Origin of the sequence: Undibacterium sp. WLHG33, assembly GCF_049544815.1 — a bacterium.
GTDB lineage: Bacteria > Pseudomonadota > Gammaproteobacteria > Burkholderiales > Burkholderiaceae_D > Undibacterium.
The window spans coordinates 2,709,573-2,728,091 of record NZ_CP186697.1 but is presented as its reverse complement, the minus strand read 5'-3'; the positions used below and the strand labels follow the sequence as shown (position 1 = coordinate 2,728,091).

The window sequence follows — 18,519 nt, the reverse complement described above, 5'->3', positions numbered from 1 at the left end:
CGATAAATGAAAAATCCCCTACAATAGCAAACTTCAAATTTAAGCTCCGGTATCAATGTTATGTTTAACCCCAGCCAACAAGATGTCAGACGTTTTTTTTGCGAAACCTACAGAAAAAACCAGGCACGTGAGATTCTGACGCCACTGGAAGCGATTGCTTCAGACTGGATCAGGCAACACCCTGAATACGATGAGACTTTACACGATGCAGAAGAAGCGCTGCAGGCGAATTACAGCGTCGATCAGGGACAAACCAATCCTTTTCTACATTTATCGATGCATCTGTCGATTTCAGAGCAAATCTCTGTCGATCAGCCGCGCGGCGTCAAAGCAGCATTTCAGACTCTCGCCAACAAATATAACTCCGAACATGAAGCACACCATCAGATCATGGAATGTCTGGGTGAGATGATCTGGAACTCCCAGCGAACCGGGCTGCCACCGGATGGTCAGGCCTATATTGAGGCCTTACAACAACGATGCCGATAAAAAAAGCCACGGTCAACGTGGCTTTTTAACTTTTTACGCTTTGCACTCAATGAACGAGCGTTTTTCTGGCTTATTTTTTCAGTACCAGACTGCCAGGCAAACTGTGCAGGTAAGCAGCAATATTTTGAATATCAGTATTCGACAAAGCCTTTGCCTGCCCGCCCATAATCGCATTGCCACGCCCATTCGCGCCATCCGCACCGCGCTGATACGCCTTCAATGCCTGCGCCAGATAATCCACATGTTGCCCAGCCAGTTTAGGGTAAGCCGGATCAATCGGCGAGTTGTAGTCTTTACCGTGACAAGACGCACAGTTATTTTTTTCAGTTGCAGCTTTGCCAGCCTCAATATTGCCCGCAGCAAAAGCAGAAACAGAACAGAACGAAAGCAGCAACGCCATTAATTTGACTTTTTTCATCTTGATCTCCGACTCTTATTTTTGTTGTGAATAGTAAGCAGCTAAATCAGCGATATCCTGATCAGTCAGGCTACCGGCAATACCACGCATAGACGGATGTTTGCGTTCACCCTTTTGGTATGCTTTCAGCGCACTTTCTATGTATTTAGCAGACTGCCCGCCGATCATCGGGACTTGAAAAACTTCAGGGTATGTCGCCTTGTATCCGGGAATGGCATGGCAACCTATGCACATAGCAATTTTTTTATCAGCAGCATCTTTAGCATTGCCAACAACTTCAGCCGCTGCTGCAGCTTGAGCGAGACTCGTGAAAACGAGGAGTGCGAACAGTTTTTTCATATGAGCTTTAATAAGAATTATACAAACTGAAAAATGAAGACAACACCTTGATGTAGCTCAGCATTCTATATGATCAAAATCAATTTTGCGTAAAAAAAGTCAGCAAAAACCCACAATTTGCACAACTATGCAGCAGTTTGTTGCGTCCTGTGTCGTGTCGCTCTACAAAAGGTGATTTTGCTAATTTAGAAAAACGCACATCCGTGGACGTGTAAGAAATTCTGTGTGTGCGGGGCCGGGTTTTAGTTAATCGCGTTGGTGAAGCGTTCGCCAAACATGATGGCAAACTGATTGGCCGCCAGCTTCCAAGTGCGCTGTACCCAGGCCATTGAGCAGTGCGTACACCAGCACTACGTGAAACGCTATGACCAGCCCTATGCCCAGGAACTTCTTGCCCGGCTCTTGCTGGCGATCTGAAAAATCCATTCCGTCTGACTCCTTAAGCTAAGAATACGAAGGCGCTAATAATAACCTCTGTTGAATAAAAAATTTCGTCTGCTGCCTGAAAAGTTTTCATATTTTTTGTAGCAAAGACAGATTTTTTTTGTATATAGGCATTTTTTTCAGTCTTAATACCTCTTTATTGCCAGTATTGATTGGTGTTGGCTTAGCCAGTCAGTCCACTTTGTTGCCTTTTTGCTTTTTACTACGAATCGAAAAAATATAGCCGTTGAGACCGGTCGCCAGATCATGATTTTGTGATGATGATAATTTCAATTGGGTTCAACAAAACAAACCACGCTGCGCCCCGGCAACAGGAAAGTCCCGCTCTCACGCATGAAGCGTGCCTGACTGGCGATGCGCTGATCTCCCGCACCGGGCATCAGATGTACAGGGTGCAGTTGCAAGTGATGTCCTTGTTGCTCCTGAATGACCAGACTTTGTTCCTGATTGCTGACATTAATGAAATACATCACTGCTCTGAAGTTCGCTGCTTCCAGATTTTCACCATTCAGGTGGGCGGCGATGACGGCCGGATTTTGTCCCGGCCCCGTATTGAAGAAACGCAGGCGCCGTTGTATTTCTGTACTGCTGGTCAGACGGAATAAGCCGGAGCTGCTGCGTATTCTCAGCAGGTCGCGGAATGCATCGCGGCTCATGGCAATATCCTGCGGGCGTGGCTTGATCCGCGGATCGCTCAGAAGCGGTCGCATGATGGGGTAAAAACGTGCGTTATCTTTTTCTGGTGGCAGCCCGGTGCCGAAGTAATTCTGTTGATACGTCCAGTCCAGCCGGTTGAACCAGTCACCGGAATTGTAGCTGTTGCCATCCATTGATTTGGATCGCAGGATGTCTGAGCCGGCATGAAAATATGCAATGCCCTGACTGAAGGCCGTCAATCCTAAGCCCAGTACCTGCACTCTGGCGCGGTCTTCGTGGCTCGTTGTGAGGGGCAGCCGGAATGCGTTGATATCAAACAGGGTCTGGTTATCGTGATTCTCAACGTAATTGACGACTTCTGCAGGTGCGCTGGCATAACCGGCAGGCTGTCCGTTGTAGTCGATATCGCTGAGTTTTTTTGTCTGCCCATCTGCGGTCTGCATGCTATAGCCGGCAATAGAACCCGCCAGACCAAGTCGTATCATATCGGCGCTGAGTAACAATGCTTTTTTCTGCTGACTTTGCGTTGGCGACGCGTCGGCGGCTTCCAGCAAGCCATTGATATACCCCTTGTTTTGTACGATGGCAGCGGCATTGCCGTCATGTCCGCCACCGCGAATGGCGTCGCGGGCACGATCGCTGAAGGTACCGATCTGACTGCCATTCAAGGCCAGCTGCGATGCCTGAACAAAACGTGCGCCATTCGCCACTTCGCCAAAATTCCAGCCTTCGCCTATCAGTTGTATCTCTCTGCCATTATCTGTCCGCAGCGCTGCTTTTATTTCCTCCATGACTGCGCGTGGCTGATGTCCCATCAGATCAAATCGAAATGAATCCATCTTATATTCACGCGCCCATAACCTGACAGAATCGCTCATCAGCTTTGCCATCATGCGATTTTCGGTTGCCGTGTTGCCGCAGGGCTGGCAAGTGGAATCTTCCACTTTGCCCAGCGCGTTCAGCCTGTGGTAATAGCCGGGAACGATACGGTCAAGTACTGATCGCGGATGTTGTCCCGCAAACGCCGTATGGTTATAGACGACATCCATGCCGACCCGCAAACCAGCCTGATGCAGCGCCATGACCATTTTTCTCAGTTCGAGAATACGTGTCGCACCATCGTCAGGATTGCTGGCATAGCTGCCTTCAGGGGCATTATAGTGGTAGGGATCGTAGCCCCAGTTAAAGCAGTCTTGATCGGCTTGCGCGTTGATGATTGCTTGCTGATGCCGGCTGTCTGCGCCCCCGCTGACTTTCGGACTGATGCAGTGGCGCTCCGGGATGGTGGCAATATCGAAAATCGGTAATAAGTGGATATCGGTGATCCCTGCAGCGCTGATGGCTTGCAGATGGTGCATACCTGCTGACGCTGACTCGGTAAACGCCAGATATTTGCCGCGGTAGGCGGGACGTACAGTTTTATCGTTGATGGAAAAATCGCGGACATGCAGTTCGTAAATCGCCATGTCTGTCGGATTTTTTACCCGCTCAGGTATTTTGTGCTGATCCCAGCCCGCCGGTTTCAGCGCGGCGCTTTGTAAATCTGCAATATAGCTGCGGCGTGAGTCGCTGGTCAGACTGATGGAATAAGGGTCGGTCACACTATTGCGTATGAGTCCGGTGCCTGGAACAAAAACATCCACCAGATAACGGTAATAGTGACGGCTTAAATCCTGATTTACTGAGCTTGTCCAGATTCCGTTGTGCTGATTCAGGCTCATCGGCATCAGCGCCTGAGCACGACTGTCGCCGGTTTTGTAGACGCAGACGCTGACTCGTTGTGCGGTCGGTGCCCATAGCCGGAAACTGGTGCTGAACTGTGTACTGCCTCCGGATGATGGTGGGGTGATGGTCACGCCAAGCGATTCATCTGTCGCAGCCTGATACAGATCATCGATCACGCTCGCTATTTGTATATGGGTAAAATCGATGACCTCGTTGTGCTCGTTTTCCTGAACCAGGATCAGTTGCTGTTTAAGTAAGGATGTCAGTTCTTGTGCGGAGAGTTGATGTTTGAATACAGCACCTGCGGCAACAAATTTATATCGCTGCCGGATTTCTTCCGGCAGTGCGGCTGTTGTGATGTCAACCCTGATTTTCAGATCGTTACCACTGACGGGCAATCCTCTTTGTATGCGCAGCTTTCCGCTGGCCGCGGCATACAGAGCGAATGCTCCTTTTCCATCTTTTCCGGGCCACTGGATCAGATCTCGATTCAGCCAATAGGCGCGTGCTTCTGCTGGCACGGTTGATCTGCTCAGTAAAGTCTGATGCAGGGGGCGATCGCACATACGGACATCAGAAGCGTTTGTAAGCGTAAGCGGCTGAGTGCGGGTAATGGTCCTGCCTGAGCTTGCGGTCACTGCTGAGTAAGCCGCCTCAGGAACCAGCCACACGAGGGAGCAGATGCCGAAGATCAGTCCGGCTCTTGCTCTGTTCCATACATGCGAGCGCGGCGCCATGTGCTTGCTTATTTGCACGTTTGTCTCCAAATAAGTAGTTCAACTACATTTGTATTTATTGATGTTATGTGGGAATCTTCACTTTTTTCAACGATGTATGTGTTTTATTTAGTGAATTTATCTTGGAATTTTAAAAATAGTTAGACAGCGAGATTTGTTGAATGTAGTATTGTTACATAAATTATCTGAGCCGGCTCAGAATTTTTCCAATTTGAGCTTATCCATATTCACGGTGAGAAGTCGTGCAAGATTTGAAAAAACAAAACTATACGTCGCCACGTTTACTTGCCGATATCGGTGGGACGAATGCACGCTTTGCGCTGGAAACCGGGCCACATTGTTTTGAGGCTGTGGCGGTACTTGCCTGCAATGAGTACGCAACAATTCAGCAGGCACTCACCGCTTATCTGCACAGCGATGCAGTGCAGCGAGTCTGCCGGCAACCGGTTTTGCATGCGGCGATTGCGATTGCGAACCCTGTTAACGGTGATCAGATCAGTATGACGAATCATCACTGGGCTTTTTCGATTCAGACCTTGCGTGATGCACTGCATCTGCAGACACTGTTGGTCGTGAACGATTTCACCGCTTTGGCGATGGCCTTGCCTTACCTGGAAAATCATCAGCGTGTGCAGATAGGTGGCGGACAGGCTCTGCCTGAGCGGGTGATTGGCCTGATCGGACCTGGTACCGGTCTTGGGGTCTCGGGCATCGTCCCGGCGGGAAAACAGTGGGTTCCCCTCAGCAGCGAGGGTGGGCATGTCAGCTTTTCTCCGGTCGATGCGGCAGAGGTCGAATTATTAACAGTGATCTGGCGGGAATTTCCGCATGTTTCTGCTGAACGCCTGATTTCTGGCATGGGTCTGGAGATTATCTATCGCGCTCTGGGCGAATTACGCGGCGATACGACGGATGTTGATTTATCGGCTGCTGACATCAGTCGTCGTGCAATCGATGGCAGTTGTGCCAGATGCCGTCAGACCATTACACATTTTTGTGGCATGCTGGGGACGGCGGCTGGTAATCTGGCTATGACCTTAGGGGCGACCGGTGGCGTCTATATTGGCGGCGGCATCGTACCGCGCCTCGGCGATTTATTCCTGCAATCCGCTTTTCGTCAGCGTTTCGAGGCGAAAGGGCGGTTTGCGCATTATCTGGCGGATATTCCTACCTTTCTGATTACGGCGGAATATCCTGCGTTTCTGGGTGTGTCGGCAATACTGTCAGAAAAATTATCGCTCGCTGAGTGCGCTGCAAACTGACGCTGTGTTCTTCTTTTAATTTTGCTTACTATGCTTGCTAATTCGACCTCCGGTAATTCTGCTCAGCAATCTGATTTCCATTCGCAATGGTGGCGCGAAGCGGTGATTTATCAGGTGTATCCGCGCAGTTTTTTGGATACCAATGGTGACGGTGTCGGCGATCTGCCGGGGATTACTGCCAAACTGGATTACATCGCACAGTTGGGGGTGGATATCGTCTGGATTTCACCGTTTTTTACTTCACCGATGAAAGACTTCGGTTATGACGTTGCTGATTATTGTGATGTCGATCCTTTATTCGGGACGCTGAGTGATTTTGATCGTTTGCTTGAACGAGCGCATGCACTAGGCCTGAAAGTCATGATAGATCAGGTGTTGTCGCATTGTTCGGATCAGCATCCATGGTTCGTCGAAAGCCGTCAAAGTCGTGATAATCCCAAGGCTGACTGGTATGTGTGGGCAGATCCGCTGGCAGATGGATCGCCGCCGAATAACTGGCTCTCGGTTTTTGGTGGTTCTTCCTGGCAATGGGATGCGCGCCGCCGTCAATACTATCTGCATAATTTTCTGGCGAGTCAGCCGGATCTGAATTTTCATCACCCTGATGTGCAGCAGGCGCATTTGAACAACATGCGTTTCTGGCTGGAACGTGGCGTTGATGGCTTCCGTCTCGATGCCTGTAACTTTCATTTTCATGATCGTTCTTTACGCAGCAATCCTCCCGCCACCAATCGCGATACCAAGACGGTACAAGACAATAATCCTTACGGTATGCAGTCGCATATATATGATAAGACGCAGCCCGAGAATATCGCTTTTCTGGAAAAAATGCGTGCTCTGCTGAATGAGTACGGAGCGATCGCAATCGGTGAGGTGGGTGCAGATGACTCGCTGGGCGTCATGGCTGAATATACGGCGGATGATAATAAGCTACATATGGCGTACAGCTTCAATTTACTGACGCCTGACGTGTCTGCAGCATATATCCGCACTCAGGTAGAGGAGTTTGAAGCGCGGGTGAAAGGTGGCTGGGTTTCGTGGTCGGTAGGTAATCACGACGTGGTGCGCGTGATGTCCCGTTGGGGCGGAGATGCAGCTACACCGCAATTTGCAAAAATGATGATGGCACTGCAGGCAGCGCTGAAGGGCACACCATGTCTGTATCAGGGGGATGAGCTGGCGCTGACCGAGGCTGATATTGCATATGAGGATATACAGGATCCCTACGGAATTACCTTCTGGCCGGAATTCAAAGGGCGCGACGGCTGTCGCACTCCTATGCCATGGCGCGCCGATCAGCCGCACGCTGGATTTACTGACGGCAAGCCGTGGTTGCCAGTTCCCGCTGAACACATCGCCGTCGCGGTTTCGCAGCAGGAACAGGAGGCAGATTCTGCACTCATGTATGCGCGCCGTATCTGGCGCTGGCGAAAACAGTATCCACAACTGACGCAGGGTGATATCCGTTTTTTTGATACACCTGAGCCTGTGCTGGCATTATGCCGTCAGCTGGACGGGCAGCCGGTCATTTTTGCTGCATTCAATTTGGGTGACAAAGCGGCCAGTTTTGTCTGGACGGATGTTGCCGGTAGTATCACCTTGCAGGGCTATGATTTACCCGGAACATTAAACGGCAGCGTGCTTGAGCTACCAGCATATGGTGCCTGGTTCGGCACACTTTAAGCATATTACTCAGGCGAGAGATCATACAGTCGCTGCCCGCTCTGACGACTTTGAATATCTTAAGTGCTGGCGGGACTATAAAGACTCATTTTCCCGTCAGATAAATCCTGTCGTCAAAAGTGAACAGCCATTCAGGGCGATAAACCGCGAATATTGTGGTCAGAAAACCGACTAAAAAAGCCTCGCCCCATGTCAGTAAAAGCATGTAGGCAACGGCATCGGTAGGGATGACTTTGACCGGTGCTAGCAGCATATGTGCCGCCAGCGCCAGCAAACCTGCACTGGCATTCACCACCAGTGAGCCAAAGAAGCCATTGCCAAACAGATACACAAACATATGATGAGGTAAATACTGCCGGGTTTTGCTCAGAATCAGTTCACTCAGATAGCCGGGGAAAACAGCGAGTACCAGAATATTGGCGCCGAGATTCAGCCATAGACCATCGTATTCTGCGGTATATCCGAGCGTGGCAATCGCGATTCCTAAAATTGCCAATGGTCTGCCGAACATCAGCGCAAATAAGGCGACGCCCATCAGATGCAGGTGCAGATCTTTATGCACAGGAATGCGCATACGCCACAGCAGTATCAGCACAATGATGCTGGCACACCAGGCGGAAAATACAGTGGGTTCCTGTAATCGTTTCCACGGAATTTTCCGGATTTCCGCTCCCAGCAGTATCAGTGCCGCCAACATTGCAAAAATACACAAACCGACATCAACAGGAGTATAAAAAATGCCCATGGGAGATCCGCTACAATAGTTCGCAATAGTTCAGGTGTTCATCATAATCCTGATTCGCCACAGGCGTACTGCGTGGCATCAATAAAAAAAGACAAGCAAGGCAGTCCCTTTGCTTGTCTTTTAAATTTGAATGGCGTGTAAGTTAAGGATCGACCAGGGTCACTGTTGCCGTTGCTGTTTTTCCTTTGCCATCGCTGATGGTGTATTGAAAGCTGTCACGTAGAAAGCTGCCAAATGGAGAGAACACCACTTTATTACCAGAAATGCGGAGTGAGCCGGTATTGCCAGCCATCGGTGTAACGGACACGATTGTCAATGGATCGCCATCAGGATCACTGTCATTGGCAAGAGGATCAAGCGTCGTGTCAGAGGTACCGGAAACAGTGAATAAATCATTTCTGGCGACAGGTGCATTATTAGCTGCCGGTGCAATGACATTGAGAGTGACTTGCGCACTTGCTTTCCCGCCACGACCATCGCTGATCGTATATTGAAAACTACCCGGTAAAAAATTGCTGCCCGGAGTGAAAATCACCTTATTGCCGGAAATACGGATGCTGCCATTATTTCCTGTTAAAGCGGAAATTGCAGAAATGCTTAAAGGATCGCCATCAGGATCACTATCATTCGCCAGCAGATCAAGCACCATGTCGGAACTGCCCGGGACACTGAAAGTATCGTCGTTGGCGACCGGTGCTCTATTTGCGGCAGCAATGCTGACATTGACTTGCGCGGTGGACTGCCCGCCACGGCCATCACTGATGGTATAACTGAAACTGTCGTTGCCGCTGTAATCAGGATGAGGAACGTAGACAATTTTTTGTGATTGTATTGTCGCTGTTCCGTGAGCCGCACCGCTGACGGTACTGATCGTGATCGCATCCGAATCAGGGTCTGTGTCATTACTTAAAACATCAATCACGACAGACTGATTCTGCTGCGTGCTGGCGTTGTCATTCGTCGCCTGGGGAGCCCGGTTCAGATAATTTCGGGTCCTGGTTTCAGTTTGTGTTTTTTCCTGAGAGCGATAGGTATCGACCGTGCGCTTGTGTTCCACAGAGTTGCGTAAGGCGCGGCTTATCCATGCCGGCTCCTGAGGAATATCCTCGCGTTTGTAAGTGACTTCCGCTGCCGGTGCAGGCAGAACCTGTTCCGGTATTTCTATGACTTCTGTTTTATCGATGCGACTGACAAATTCCAGATCGACGCGGCGATTTTTTTCGCGGAATTCTTTGGTTGCCGGATACTTAGGCGCCAGCTTGCCTTTGCCTTCAACCACAACTTCTTCAGTATTCACCACACCCAGAGAAATCAGATAATCCCGCACCGCGACCGCGCGTGACAGCGACAGTTTCTGGTTGTAGTTAACCGAACCGATGTCGCAGGTATGCCCGGTAATTCTGATATTCCCTTCGTGCGGATATTTTTTTAAGGTTTCAGCAATTTTCGCCAGTTCCTGTTTTGCAAAATCGGTCAATCCCGCACTATCGATTTTAAAGAAGGCATCACCGGTCATGGTGGTCGTTGTTTTGACCAGGCGCTGCTCGCTTCTTGCAGGGATAATAGTCAGTGCCGCAGGTACGGCAGGTACTTCCACCATCCTGTATTTTTGCTCAAAGCGGCTGCTGGTAGCGCCAAAACTGTAGCGATACATCAGATTAATACGGCGATCATTTTGCTGATTGTCGAAGTCACCTGATTTACGATACTGACCAACTTGCAATGCCAGGCTATGTGGGGTGCCGACAAAAAACTTTTCTGCAGTGAGGTTCGCGCCGACTTGTTTGCTGCTGGCTTTCCCCCATTCATAATCCAGGCCAGCGGTGAGACGTACGGCATTTTCTGCGTAGTAATGCCCGATCCGGGCACCGATGCCATAATCGTAGGCGCGCTCATACAGGCGAGTGTTTGTCATGGTCGTGATCGTGTCAATATAGGCGCGACCAGCGTCATTACCGCTTTGTTCTGTCACTGTTGTTGTCAGAGTGTTTTGTAACAGTCGTTTGCTGGTGGGGCTGTAACTGGCATACACATGACCAAACCAATCCTGATTTTCCTGACCGATGCCGATGCTGAGTTTCTTATCTTTCAGTTCGTTCTGGTCGATAGCGGCAAAATACTTGATGACGGAGTTTTGTTGCAGCGAGTGGTAGCTAAGTTTCCCGCCGCCGGATTTGTTGCTCAGCCATACTTCTCCCAGCCAGACCTTGGACCCTGTGTCAGATAAAACGCCAAAAAACTCGCCGGTAAAGGCGCCGCCATTCTGATAGCCGATGCCGATGCGGGAATTTTCGCCGATAAATTGCAAATTCCCGCCGTTCTGTATTCTGGCATCCTGAGATTGTTGCGCTGATGCCGGATTGAGCTGGGCCAGCAAAGTAATAAGTAAAAGAGAGAGCTTAGGTCGAGTGTATCGGGCGGACATAACAAGCGAATTAGTGATTGAGCCGGAGCCATGCGCGCGGGCTGGCAATAAATGATGGCAGATCGCCCGATCAAAACGCCGCGTTTAGATTGGCATAAAAAAAACCGCATCAGCCAGAGCGTAATGCGGACGTTTTAACTACTTCAAAAACGCATCAGATGTATCTGATCGACTATCCCAACATTAAGAGTGCCCGATACTATATTTTGCACGCAGGGGTGTCAAGCCAGACTGACGAGTTCATGAAACGCAAAGATTTGTTTGGTGACAAGCGAAATCGGGGAATGCGATGCAAAAACCAAAAAGGGCTTACATTTCTGTAAGCCCTTGAATTCTGGTGGTGATAGGTGGACTTGAACCACCGACCCCAGCATTATGAGTGCTGTGCTCTAACCAGCTGAGCTATATCACCAAGAAGCCCTAGATTATGTCAGCAGCTCATGCAGGTGTCAATACCGCGCCTCTGTTTTTTGTCGCAGCGATCCGGTATTTTGCAAAAAAACAAACATTTTGATTGCATATGTGCGGAATGACGGCAATTTCGCTACTTTTTTGCCATTTCCTGTTGTACCAGATGCAGGATTTGCTGTGAGGGATTCTGGCTCAGGCAATCTATCAGTATGCGTTCCGGCATAGAGCGCAACCAGGTCAGCTGGCGTTTGGCCAGCTGGCGGGTGGCGATAATGCCGCGTTCCCGCATCTCTTCATAAGTACAGAGCTGGTCAAGATAATCCCATGCCTGACGATAACCGACGCAGCGTATTGATGGCAGATTTGCGTGTAAATCTGGTCGTTGCTTTAACTGTTTCACTTCCTCTAAAAAACCGTTTTGCAGCATCAGGTCGAAACGGTCTGCAATGCGCTGGTGCAGAACGCTGCGGTCGGATGGTTCCAGTGAAATCGGCAGCATGGCGAATGCGGGGCCAGCTTTTGTCTGTTTCGCGAGAAGTGCAGACATCGACTGTCCGCTTAGCGTGATAATTTCGAGCGCTCTTTGTATGCGCTGGCTGTCATTGGGATTCAGTCGCGCGGCCGTTTCAGGGTCGAGGGTCGCCAGACGCGCATGCAAACCCGGTACGCCTATGCGTTCCGCTTCCGCATCCAGTTCGGCGCGTAACACCGGATCAGCACCGGGCAGATCGTCGAGTCCGTATTTCAATGCATTGAAATACATCATGGTGCCGCCGACCAGAATAGGTAATTTGCCTCTTGCCTGAATATCAGCGACCAGTCTTTCTGCATCTTTACGGAATTGCGCGACAGAATACGACTCCACCGGATCAATAATATCGATCAGATGATGTGGTGCGCTGGCGAGTTCTGCTGAGGACGGTTTTGCCGTGCCGATATCCATGCCACGATAAATCAGCGCTGAATCAACAGAGATAATTTCGGATGGAATGTGTCTGGCGATTTCCAGTGCGGCAGCCGTTTTGCCGGAGGCTGTCGGCCCCATGATCGCGATGACGTTGGCGGCATTCGAGGTGTTCATGCTAATTCCGTTTTTATAATTAATGTCGTTGGTAACGGTGTTGATAGTTCACGATGGTTAGAATTTACTGACCACGCAAGAACATTTTATCGAGATCGTTCAGGCCGAGTTGTACCCATGTTGGTCGTCCGTGATTGCACTGATCAGCGCGCTCCGTTTGCTCCATCTGACGCAACAGCGCATTCATTTCCGGAACGGTGAGGCTGCGATTGGCACGCACCGCTGTATGACAGGCAAGGGTGCCGAGCAATTCATTGCGTCTGTCAATCAGGACACGTGAGCCGCCGAATTCGCGCACTTCGCGCAATACGTCTCGTGCGAGTGATTGTGCATCGGCATTTTTAAGCAATGCTGGTACGGCGCGCACCGCCAGCGTGGTGGGCGATATCGCCGCCATGTCAAACCCCAGTGCTTTTAATGTGTCCTGATGTTCTTCGACAGTGCCGACTTCAATCGCATCAGCATAAAAGGTCACAGGAATCAGCATCGGTTGCACAGGCATGGCGTTTTCATCGAGCGCATTCTTGAGCTGTTCATACAAAATGCGTTCATGCGCGGCATGCATATCCACCAGTACCAGACCTTTGCTGTTTTGTGCGAGTACATACACACCGTGCAACTGGGCCAGCGCAAAACCTAAAGGATGCTCGTCCTCAGGCAGGGATTGTGCAGGAATGGCATTTTCTGTGCGGGCGCTGTCGCTAAACATCGCACCGTAATTTTGCAGAGTCTGCGCGACACCGTTACCGCTACCAGTCTGATTGCGCCCCCATTGATCGTAAGCATTCGGCATACCGCTGCCAGCATTCGCATACGGTGACGGCGTTGCGAATTGTGTGGCAAACGTCGTTTGTTCGCCGGCAATCCACGGCATTGCTTTTCCTGCTAATACGGATGATGCTGACGCGGCGGTGGCGGGGGCCGGCACGGTACCGAAAGATGTTGCCGATGTTTGCGCCAGCGCGCGGCTGACAGCATGAAATACAAATTGATGTACCGCGCGGCTGTCACGAAACCGCACTTCAATTTTTGAGGGATGCACGTTCACATCGACCAGTGCAGGATCGAGATCAAGCGCCAGGACATAAGATGGATAACGATCGCCGTGCAACACATCTTGATAAGCAGCGCGCACCGCATGGGTCAGTAATTTATCCCGGACAAAACGACCATTCACGTAAAAAAACTGTGCGTCAGCACGCGCTTTAGAGGCTGTCGGCAAACCGACAAAACCATGCAGGCGTAATGGCCCCGCGCTTTCATCTAATGGAAGACGCGCACTGGAAAAGGCTTCACCAAGTATCTGCGCACTCCGTTTATCGATGGCGCTGACGTTCCAGTGATCAACCGCTTTACCATTATGCGTGAGAGAAAATGAGACGTCGGGGCGCGCCAGTGCAATGCGACGGACGACTTCAGCGCAATGACCAAACTCAGTTTGTTCTGATTTTAAAAATTTCCTGCGAGCCGGGGTGTTGTAATACAAATCCTGCACATCAACGGTGGTACCTGGTGCGCCGGACGCCGGGCTTACCTTGCCATTTTCAATTTGCCAGGCATGCGGCGCATCGGCGGTGCGCGTCGTCAGCGTCAGTAAAGAAACGGAGGCGATGGACGCCAGAGCCTCGCCGCGAAATCCCAGCGTGGCAACATTCTCCAGTTCCGTCAGCGAGGCGATTTTTGATGTTGCATGACGCGCCACCGCGAGCGGCAACTGCTCTTGCGGTATGCCGCGTCCGTTATCGCTGATGGCGATTCGCTTAACGCCGCCTTCTTCCAGCCGGATGGTGATATTGCTGGCACCCGCATCCAGCGCGTTTTCCAGCACTTCCTTGACGACAGCAGAAGGCCGTTCGACGACCTCGCCGGCAGCAATTTGAGAGATCAGGTTGTCAGGCAGCGCCTGAATCGGACGGTAAGGAGAGGAATTCGGATTCATCGCGAGATTATACCTGCGCTGTCTTGCGTGTACTGCGGCTTAGTGTATGATTGCCGCGATTTCTTTGACTGGAACAATAATGGATTTCATGCAACTGTTAGACATGATTTTGCATGTCGATAAGATGTTGGGGATGGTGATTGCGGAATACGGTACGCTGGTATACGTCGTTTTGTTTGCGATTGTTTTTTGTGAGACTGCCTTTGTCATTTTTCCGTTTTTACCCGGCGATTCTTTATTGTTTATTGCCGGCGCTTTTTGCGCGACGGGGGCGATGAACCCGTGGTTGCTGGTAGGTTTATTGCTGCTTGCATCAATTTCAGGAAACACGATTAACTACTGGATCGGCAGCCTGATTGGTCACAAAGTCATGGCGCACGACTATCGCTGGATCGATAAGGCGGCGCTGAAAAAGACCCATGAATTTTATGAAAAGCATGGCGGCAAAACCGTTGTGTTGGCGCGTTTTGTGCCTATCGTGCGCACCTTTGCGCCTTTCGTGGCGGGTATCTCCGATATGACCCACCGTACTTTCCAGCTCTTCAATGTGCTTGGTGCATTGTTATGGATATTGTCGCTGGTGTTGAGTGGTTACTTCTTCGGTAACATTCCGTTCATACAGAAAAATCTGAATGCCATTGTGCTGGTTGGCGTTGGTGCTGCGATTGTGCCTCTGTTGCTGGGGGCATTGTGGAAAATGCTGAAACGCCTGCGTAAAGCGGCCTGATCATTGTGAGACAGCCGACTTCACCAACGCTGATCTGGCTACGCCAGCAAGCACCGTTGAAGCCTGAAGTCGGCCAGGCCTGTAATGGCTGCGGTGTTTGTTGCGCTGCCGAGCCATGCCCGGTGGCGCTTGTTTTTTTGTGGCAGCGGCGGGGAAGTTGCCGCGCCCTGTTGTGGGATCAGGCTTCATTGTCCTACCGCTGTGGCATGCTGGTGCAGCCTGCACAATATCTGCGCTGGCTTCCGCTACGCTGGCAGGTCTGGTTTGCGCGCAGAGTCAGGCGCTGGATCGCCGCTGGCATTGGTTGCGATTCCAGTGCGCACATAGAATAAAAAATGCCCGGCGAGATCGTCGGGCATGATTTCGTCAATGTTGTTGCGAACGATGGCTCAGGTCAGGCGGCTTTTTGCCAGCGGCGGATTTTTTGCAAAATACTTTTTGACACCTTTCATCACCGCTTCCGCCATCTGATCCTGATATGCATCATCGGTCAGTTTTGCTTCCTCTTCCGGATTGGAAATAAACGCCGTCTCTATCAGTATGCTGGGAATGTCCGGCGCTTTCAGAACGGCAAACCCGGCTTGTTCCACCGAACCTTTGTGCAATTTATTGATGCCACTGATTTCTGTCAGCACGACTTTGCCGAGTTTTAAACTATCGTTGATTTGCGCCGTTGTGGACAAATCCAGCAAGACGCTGGCGAGCTGCTTGTCGTGATTCTTGATATTCACGCCACCGATCAGATCGGCCGCATTTTCTTTATCCGCCAGCCAGCGCGCCGCGGTTGAACTCGCACCTTTATCGGACAACACAAACACCGACGAACCACGCGCAGATGAATTCACGAATGCATCGGCATGCACCGACATGAATAAATCGGCTTGCACAGCACGGGCTTTTTGCACCCGCACGTTCAGAGGTACAAAATAATCGGCATCGCGCGTCAGCATCACGCGCATATTCGGTTGCTGTTCTATTTTGGCTTTCAGGCGTTTCGCAATCGCGAGAACCACATCTTTTTCGCGGCTGCCACCACGCCCGGTCGCACCGGGATCTTCACCGCCGTGACCCGGATCAATCGCAATTGTGATCATGCGTGTCATGGCTGGTGTCGCGGATTTATCGGTTGATTTCTCACCCTGATGTGGCTCTTTTTTTTCGTTGTGTTTCAGCACAGATTTATCGTCTGGCTTTGCTTCCGCCATTAAGTCTGGTCTGGCCGCCTTTGGGTCAGATTTACCATCGCCTTTGACGTCTCCAGCCATGTTAGGGGTGGTCGGAGCTACGCTTTTGTTTTGGGTGTCTTTATGCCACTCGCCTTTTTCTATCAGCGCAGCAATAGGATCGGCCGGATTCGCCGGATACAGGTCGAAGACCAGCCGGTGTTTATAGTTGCCGACGGGTTGCAGGGTAAATACCTGCGGGCTGATTTCTTCTTTTAAATCGAATACCAGGCGCACGACATTCGGCTTATTCTGGCCGACCCTCACCTGTTTGATGTAAGGATCATTCGGCTGTATCTTCGCCACCAGCTCTTTCAGGGTGGAATTCAATTCCAGACCTTCGATATCAACGACCAGACGCTCAGGATTTTTGACAGTAAAAAAATTGGTATTGAGCTCAATATCGTTTTCCAGCGTGACGCGGGTGTAATCTTCGGCAGGCCAGACGCGGACAGCGAGAATTTTTGCCGCATTTGCTGCTGGCGGCACACAAACGGAGAGCAGTAATGTCCCGCCAGCCTGAATGAAAGCGCGTCGCTTCCGGGAAGGAGTGTTCTGACTTACAGATTGGGGGCGAATTGGAGTGATGCGAGACATGCGATACCTTTGGCAGACAACGCCTGCAATTCTACCTCACGACCATCGCCTGCGACGCGTAAAAATACATTCAGATCGGGCTCAGGCAGCACGCCATCTGCTTTTTCCGGCCATTCGACGATACAGATATTCGATGCATTAAACTCTTCGCGGAATCCTGCATCGAGAAATTCTTCGGCGCTCAGCATACGGTACAGATCAAAATGCATGATCGTGCAGGCCTGCTGCTGAACGCTGACCTGATACGGTTCTGCCAGCGTATACGTCGGACTTTTTACATTGCCGGAAAAACCGGCGGCGTGAATCATGGCGCGGGTGAGGGCGGTTTTACCCGCGCCCAGGTCGCCATGCAGAAAGATCACCAGACCCGACACCAAGGTGTGAGCGAGACTTTTTCCTAATGCCTGCGTTGCTGCTTCATCCGGCAGTGTGGTTTTATAATGTGACATTTCCTGCAAAGTCCGTATTCATGAATTCGCTAAACATAGCATATTGCCTCGCCCTTGTGTATTTGCCGGAGTCTGCCGCGTGAATCTGGACGATGACAGTCTATCTGCCTTATCCGCACAGATCAAAAGCTGGGGCAAAGAACTGGGCTTTGCTGAAATCCGTATTGCCGATGTTGATCTCAGTCACACCGAAGCCGGTTTTCAGCAATGGCTGGATGCGGGGTTTCATGGCGATATGGCGTATATGGCGGCGCATGGCACCAAACGCAGTCGCCCCGCTGAACTAGTGCCTGGCACGGTCAGGGTAATTTCGGCGCGCATGAATTACTTGCCTGCCGATCCTCACTGGCGCGCCGCAGAAGCACAGCACACGGCAGATACTGCGGTGATTTCCATCTATGCGCGTGGTCGCGATTATCACAAAGTGCTGCGCAGTCGTCTGCAGCAACTGGCAGAAAAAATCAGTCAGCAGATTGGTACGTTTGGTTACCGAGTTTTCACTGACTCTGCGCCGGTAATGGAGGTGGCGCTGGCAGAAAAATCGGGTCTCGGCTGGCGCGGCAAACATACTTTGCTATTGAGTCGCGAAGCTGGCTCTATGTTTTTTCTGGGCGAGATACTGGTCGATCTGCCGTTGCCGGTTGACCCGCCGGTGGGTAATCACTGCGGTCAGTGTTCATCGTGTATCGATGTTTGCCCGACGAAGGCGATCGTCGCGCCATACAAAGTTGATGCGCGGCGCTGTGTGTCGTATCTGACGATAGAGCTACATGGCAGTATTCCAGTCGAATTCCGGCCGCTGATAGGAAACCGGGTTTACGGTTGCGATGATTGCCAGTTGCATTGTCCGTGGAATAAATTTGCGCAAGCTGCTGCAGTCGATGATTTTGCTGTCAGAAATGGTTTGGATCATGCGCGCATGGTGCATTTATTTGCGTGGACGGAAGAACAGTTTTTGCGCATGCTGGAAGGCAGCCCTATCCGTCGTATCGGACATGAACGGTGGTTGCGCAATATTGCGGTTGGCCTTGGGAATGCGGCGACCACGATGTACGCTGATGCCGCCATTGTGGCTGCCTTACGTGCCCGCCTTGATCACCCTTCAGAAATGGTGCGTGAGCATGTGATCTGGGCACTGGACTGTCATGGTTTGAGTGCTTAGTGCCGA

The 18,519-nt window shown here is 50.9% G+C and carries 16 protein-coding genes and 1 tRNA gene; 6 read left to right on the top strand and 11 right to left on the bottom strand.

The annotated features are described in order from the left end of the window. Positions 1-60 precede the first annotated feature (60 nt). A complete protein-coding gene (locus tag ACOTSW_RS12435) occupies positions 61-489 on the top strand; it encodes a DUF1841 family protein (RefSeq protein WP_186898151.1) in 429 nt (142 codons plus the stop codon). A gap of 70 nt (positions 490-559) precedes the next feature. On the opposite strand, the gene ACOTSW_RS12430 is transcribed toward ACOTSW_RS12435, so the two are convergent. The 4 genes from ACOTSW_RS12430 to ACOTSW_RS12415 form a co-directional block, all read right to left on the bottom strand. Further along, the gene (locus ACOTSW_RS12430) at positions 560-907 is read right to left on the bottom strand and encodes a c-type cytochrome (RefSeq protein ID WP_423679399.1); all 348 of its coding nucleotides are present in this window, start codon (positions 905-907) and stop codon (positions 560-562) included. A 15-nt stretch (positions 908-922) separates the two neighbouring features. After that, complete coding sequence (locus ACOTSW_RS12425; protein WP_186885785.1) at positions 923-1,246, bottom strand: c-type cytochrome; 324 nt, start codon at positions 1,244-1,246, stop codon at positions 923-925. A 246-nt stretch (positions 1,247-1,492) separates the two neighbouring features. After that, positions 1,493-1,672 carry a hypothetical protein gene (locus tag ACOTSW_RS12420; protein ID WP_423679398.1) on the bottom strand — a complete coding sequence of 60 codons (180 nt, stop codon included), beginning with the start codon at positions 1,670-1,672 and terminating at the stop codon, positions 1,493-1,495. Between the two features lie 287 nt (positions 1,673-1,959). Continuing rightward, a complete protein-coding gene (locus tag ACOTSW_RS12415; protein WP_423679397.1) occupies positions 1,960-4,638 on the bottom strand; it encodes an alpha-1,6-glucosidase domain-containing protein in 2,679 nt (892 codons plus the stop codon). 413 nt (positions 4,639-5,051) lie between these two features. Between ACOTSW_RS12415 and ACOTSW_RS12410 the strand changes: the two genes are divergently transcribed. Together ACOTSW_RS12410 and ACOTSW_RS12405 are read left to right on the top strand one after the other, a co-directional pair. After that, positions 5,052-6,071 (top strand): glucokinase, encoded by a 1,020-nt coding sequence (locus ACOTSW_RS12410; RefSeq protein ID WP_423679396.1) that lies wholly within the window; start codon positions 5,052-5,054, stop codon positions 6,069-6,071. A gap of 30 nt (positions 6,072-6,101) precedes the next feature. Then, complete coding sequence (locus ACOTSW_RS12405) at positions 6,102-7,754, top strand: alpha-amylase family glycosyl hydrolase (RefSeq protein WP_423679395.1); 1,653 nt, start codon at positions 6,102-6,104, stop codon at positions 7,752-7,754. An 85-nt stretch (positions 7,755-7,839) separates the two neighbouring features. On the opposite strand, the gene ACOTSW_RS12400 is transcribed toward ACOTSW_RS12405, so the two are convergent. From ACOTSW_RS12400 to mutL, 5 genes are all read right to left on the bottom strand, one after another. Then, complete coding sequence (locus ACOTSW_RS12400) at positions 7,840-8,499, bottom strand: energy-coupling factor ABC transporter permease (protein ID WP_423679394.1); 660 nt, start codon at positions 8,497-8,499, stop codon at positions 7,840-7,842. 142 nt (positions 8,500-8,641) lie between these two features. After that, positions 8,642-10,924 carry an Ig-like domain-containing protein gene (locus ACOTSW_RS12395; protein WP_423679393.1) on the bottom strand — a complete coding sequence of 761 codons (2,283 nt, stop codon included), beginning with the start codon at positions 10,922-10,924 and terminating at the stop codon, positions 8,642-8,644. Between the two features lie 335 nt (positions 10,925-11,259). Next, positions 11,260-11,336: transfer RNA gene (locus ACOTSW_RS12390), tRNA-Met, on the bottom strand. A 132-nt stretch (positions 11,337-11,468) separates the two neighbouring features. Next, positions 11,469-12,416 carry a tRNA (adenosine(37)-N6)-dimethylallyltransferase MiaA gene (gene miaA / locus ACOTSW_RS12385; RefSeq protein ID WP_423679392.1) on the bottom strand — a complete coding sequence of 316 codons (948 nt, stop codon included), beginning with the start codon at positions 12,414-12,416 and terminating at the stop codon, positions 11,469-11,471. A gap of 64 nt (positions 12,417-12,480) precedes the next feature. Further along, positions 12,481-14,355, bottom strand: coding sequence for a DNA mismatch repair endonuclease MutL (gene mutL, locus ACOTSW_RS12380; protein ID WP_423679391.1), 1,875 nt, complete (start codon positions 14,353-14,355; stop codon positions 12,481-12,483). 79 nt (positions 14,356-14,434) lie between these two features. Here mutL and ACOTSW_RS12375 point away from each other — a divergent pair, with 79 nt between their 5' ends. Both ACOTSW_RS12375 and ACOTSW_RS12370 read left to right on the top strand, forming a co-directional pair. Continuing rightward, positions 14,435-15,082 (top strand): VTT domain-containing protein, encoded by a 648-nt coding sequence (locus ACOTSW_RS12375; RefSeq protein WP_423679390.1) that lies wholly within the window; start codon positions 14,435-14,437, stop codon positions 15,080-15,082. Positions 15,083-15,087: 5 nt separating this feature from the next. Next, positions 15,088-15,414 (top strand): hypothetical protein, encoded by a 327-nt coding sequence (locus tag ACOTSW_RS12370; protein WP_423679389.1) that lies wholly within the window; start codon positions 15,088-15,090, stop codon positions 15,412-15,414. A gap of 57 nt (positions 15,415-15,471) precedes the next feature. Here ACOTSW_RS12370 and ACOTSW_RS12365 read toward each other — a convergent pair whose 3' ends face one another. Both ACOTSW_RS12365 and tsaE read right to left on the bottom strand, forming a co-directional pair. Beyond that, positions 15,472-16,902 (bottom strand): N-acetylmuramoyl-L-alanine amidase, encoded by a 1,431-nt coding sequence (locus ACOTSW_RS12365; RefSeq protein ID WP_423679388.1) that lies wholly within the window; start codon positions 16,900-16,902, stop codon positions 15,472-15,474. After that, positions 16,866-17,351: a tRNA (adenosine(37)-N6)-threonylcarbamoyltransferase complex ATPase subunit type 1 TsaE gene (tsaE, locus tag ACOTSW_RS12360; protein WP_423679387.1), complete on the bottom strand. Its 486-nt coding sequence runs from the start codon at positions 17,349-17,351 to the stop codon at positions 16,866-16,868. Before tsaE ends, ACOTSW_RS12365 begins: the two co-directional genes overlap by 37 nt. A 79-nt stretch (positions 17,352-17,430) precedes the next feature. On the opposite strand from tsaE, the gene queG reads away from it, so the two are divergent. Further along, complete coding sequence (gene queG, locus ACOTSW_RS12355; RefSeq protein ID WP_423679386.1) at positions 17,431-18,513, top strand: tRNA epoxyqueuosine(34) reductase QueG; 1,083 nt, start codon at positions 17,431-17,433, stop codon at positions 18,511-18,513. Positions 18,514-18,519 lie beyond the last annotated feature (6 nt).

What these genes read in the sequence shown, in the direction of transcription:
- ACOTSW_RS12435 (WP_186898151.1), top strand. Translation starts at nt 61, where the DNA reads ATGTTTAACCCCAGCCAACAAGATGTCAGACGTTTTTTTTGCGAAACC.
- ACOTSW_RS12430 (WP_423679399.1), bottom strand. Translation starts at nt 907, where the DNA reads ATGAAAAAAGTCAAATTAATGGCGTTGCTGCTTTCGTTCTGTTCTGTT.
- ACOTSW_RS12425 (WP_186885785.1), bottom strand. Translation starts at nt 1,246, where the DNA reads ATGAAAAAACTGTTCGCACTCCTCGTTTTCACGAGTCTCGCTCAAGCT.
- ACOTSW_RS12420 (WP_423679398.1), bottom strand. Translation starts at nt 1,672, where the DNA reads ATGGATTTTTCAGATCGCCAGCAAGAGCCGGGCAAGAAGTTCCTGGGC.
- ACOTSW_RS12415 (WP_423679397.1), bottom strand. Translation starts at nt 4,638, where the DNA reads ATGTGCGATCGCCCCCTGCATCAGACTTTACTGAGCAGATCAACCGTG.
- ACOTSW_RS12405 (WP_423679395.1), top strand. Translation starts at nt 6,102, where the DNA reads ATGCTTGCTAATTCGACCTCCGGTAATTCTGCTCAGCAATCTGATTTC.
- ACOTSW_RS12400 (WP_423679394.1), bottom strand. Translation starts at nt 8,499, where the DNA reads ATGGGCATTTTTTATACTCCTGTTGATGTCGGTTTGTGTATTTTTGCA.
- ACOTSW_RS12395 (WP_423679393.1), bottom strand. Translation starts at nt 10,924, where the DNA reads ATGTCCGCCCGATACACTCGACCTAAGCTCTCTCTTTTACTTATTACT.
- miaA (WP_423679392.1), bottom strand. Translation starts at nt 12,416, where the DNA reads ATGAACACCTCGAATGCCGCCAACGTCATCGCGATCATGGGGCCGACA.
- mutL (WP_423679391.1), bottom strand. Translation starts at nt 14,355, where the DNA reads ATGAATCCGAATTCCTCTCCTTACCGTCCGATTCAGGCGCTGCCTGAC.
- ACOTSW_RS12375 (WP_423679390.1), top strand. Translation starts at nt 14,435, where the DNA reads ATGGATTTCATGCAACTGTTAGACATGATTTTGCATGTCGATAAGATG.
- ACOTSW_RS12365 (WP_423679388.1), bottom strand. Translation starts at nt 16,902, where the DNA reads ATGTCTCGCATCACTCCAATTCGCCCCCAATCTGTAAGTCAGAACACT.
- tsaE (WP_423679387.1), bottom strand. Translation starts at nt 17,351, where the DNA reads ATGTCACATTATAAAACCACACTGCCGGATGAAGCAGCAACGCAGGCA.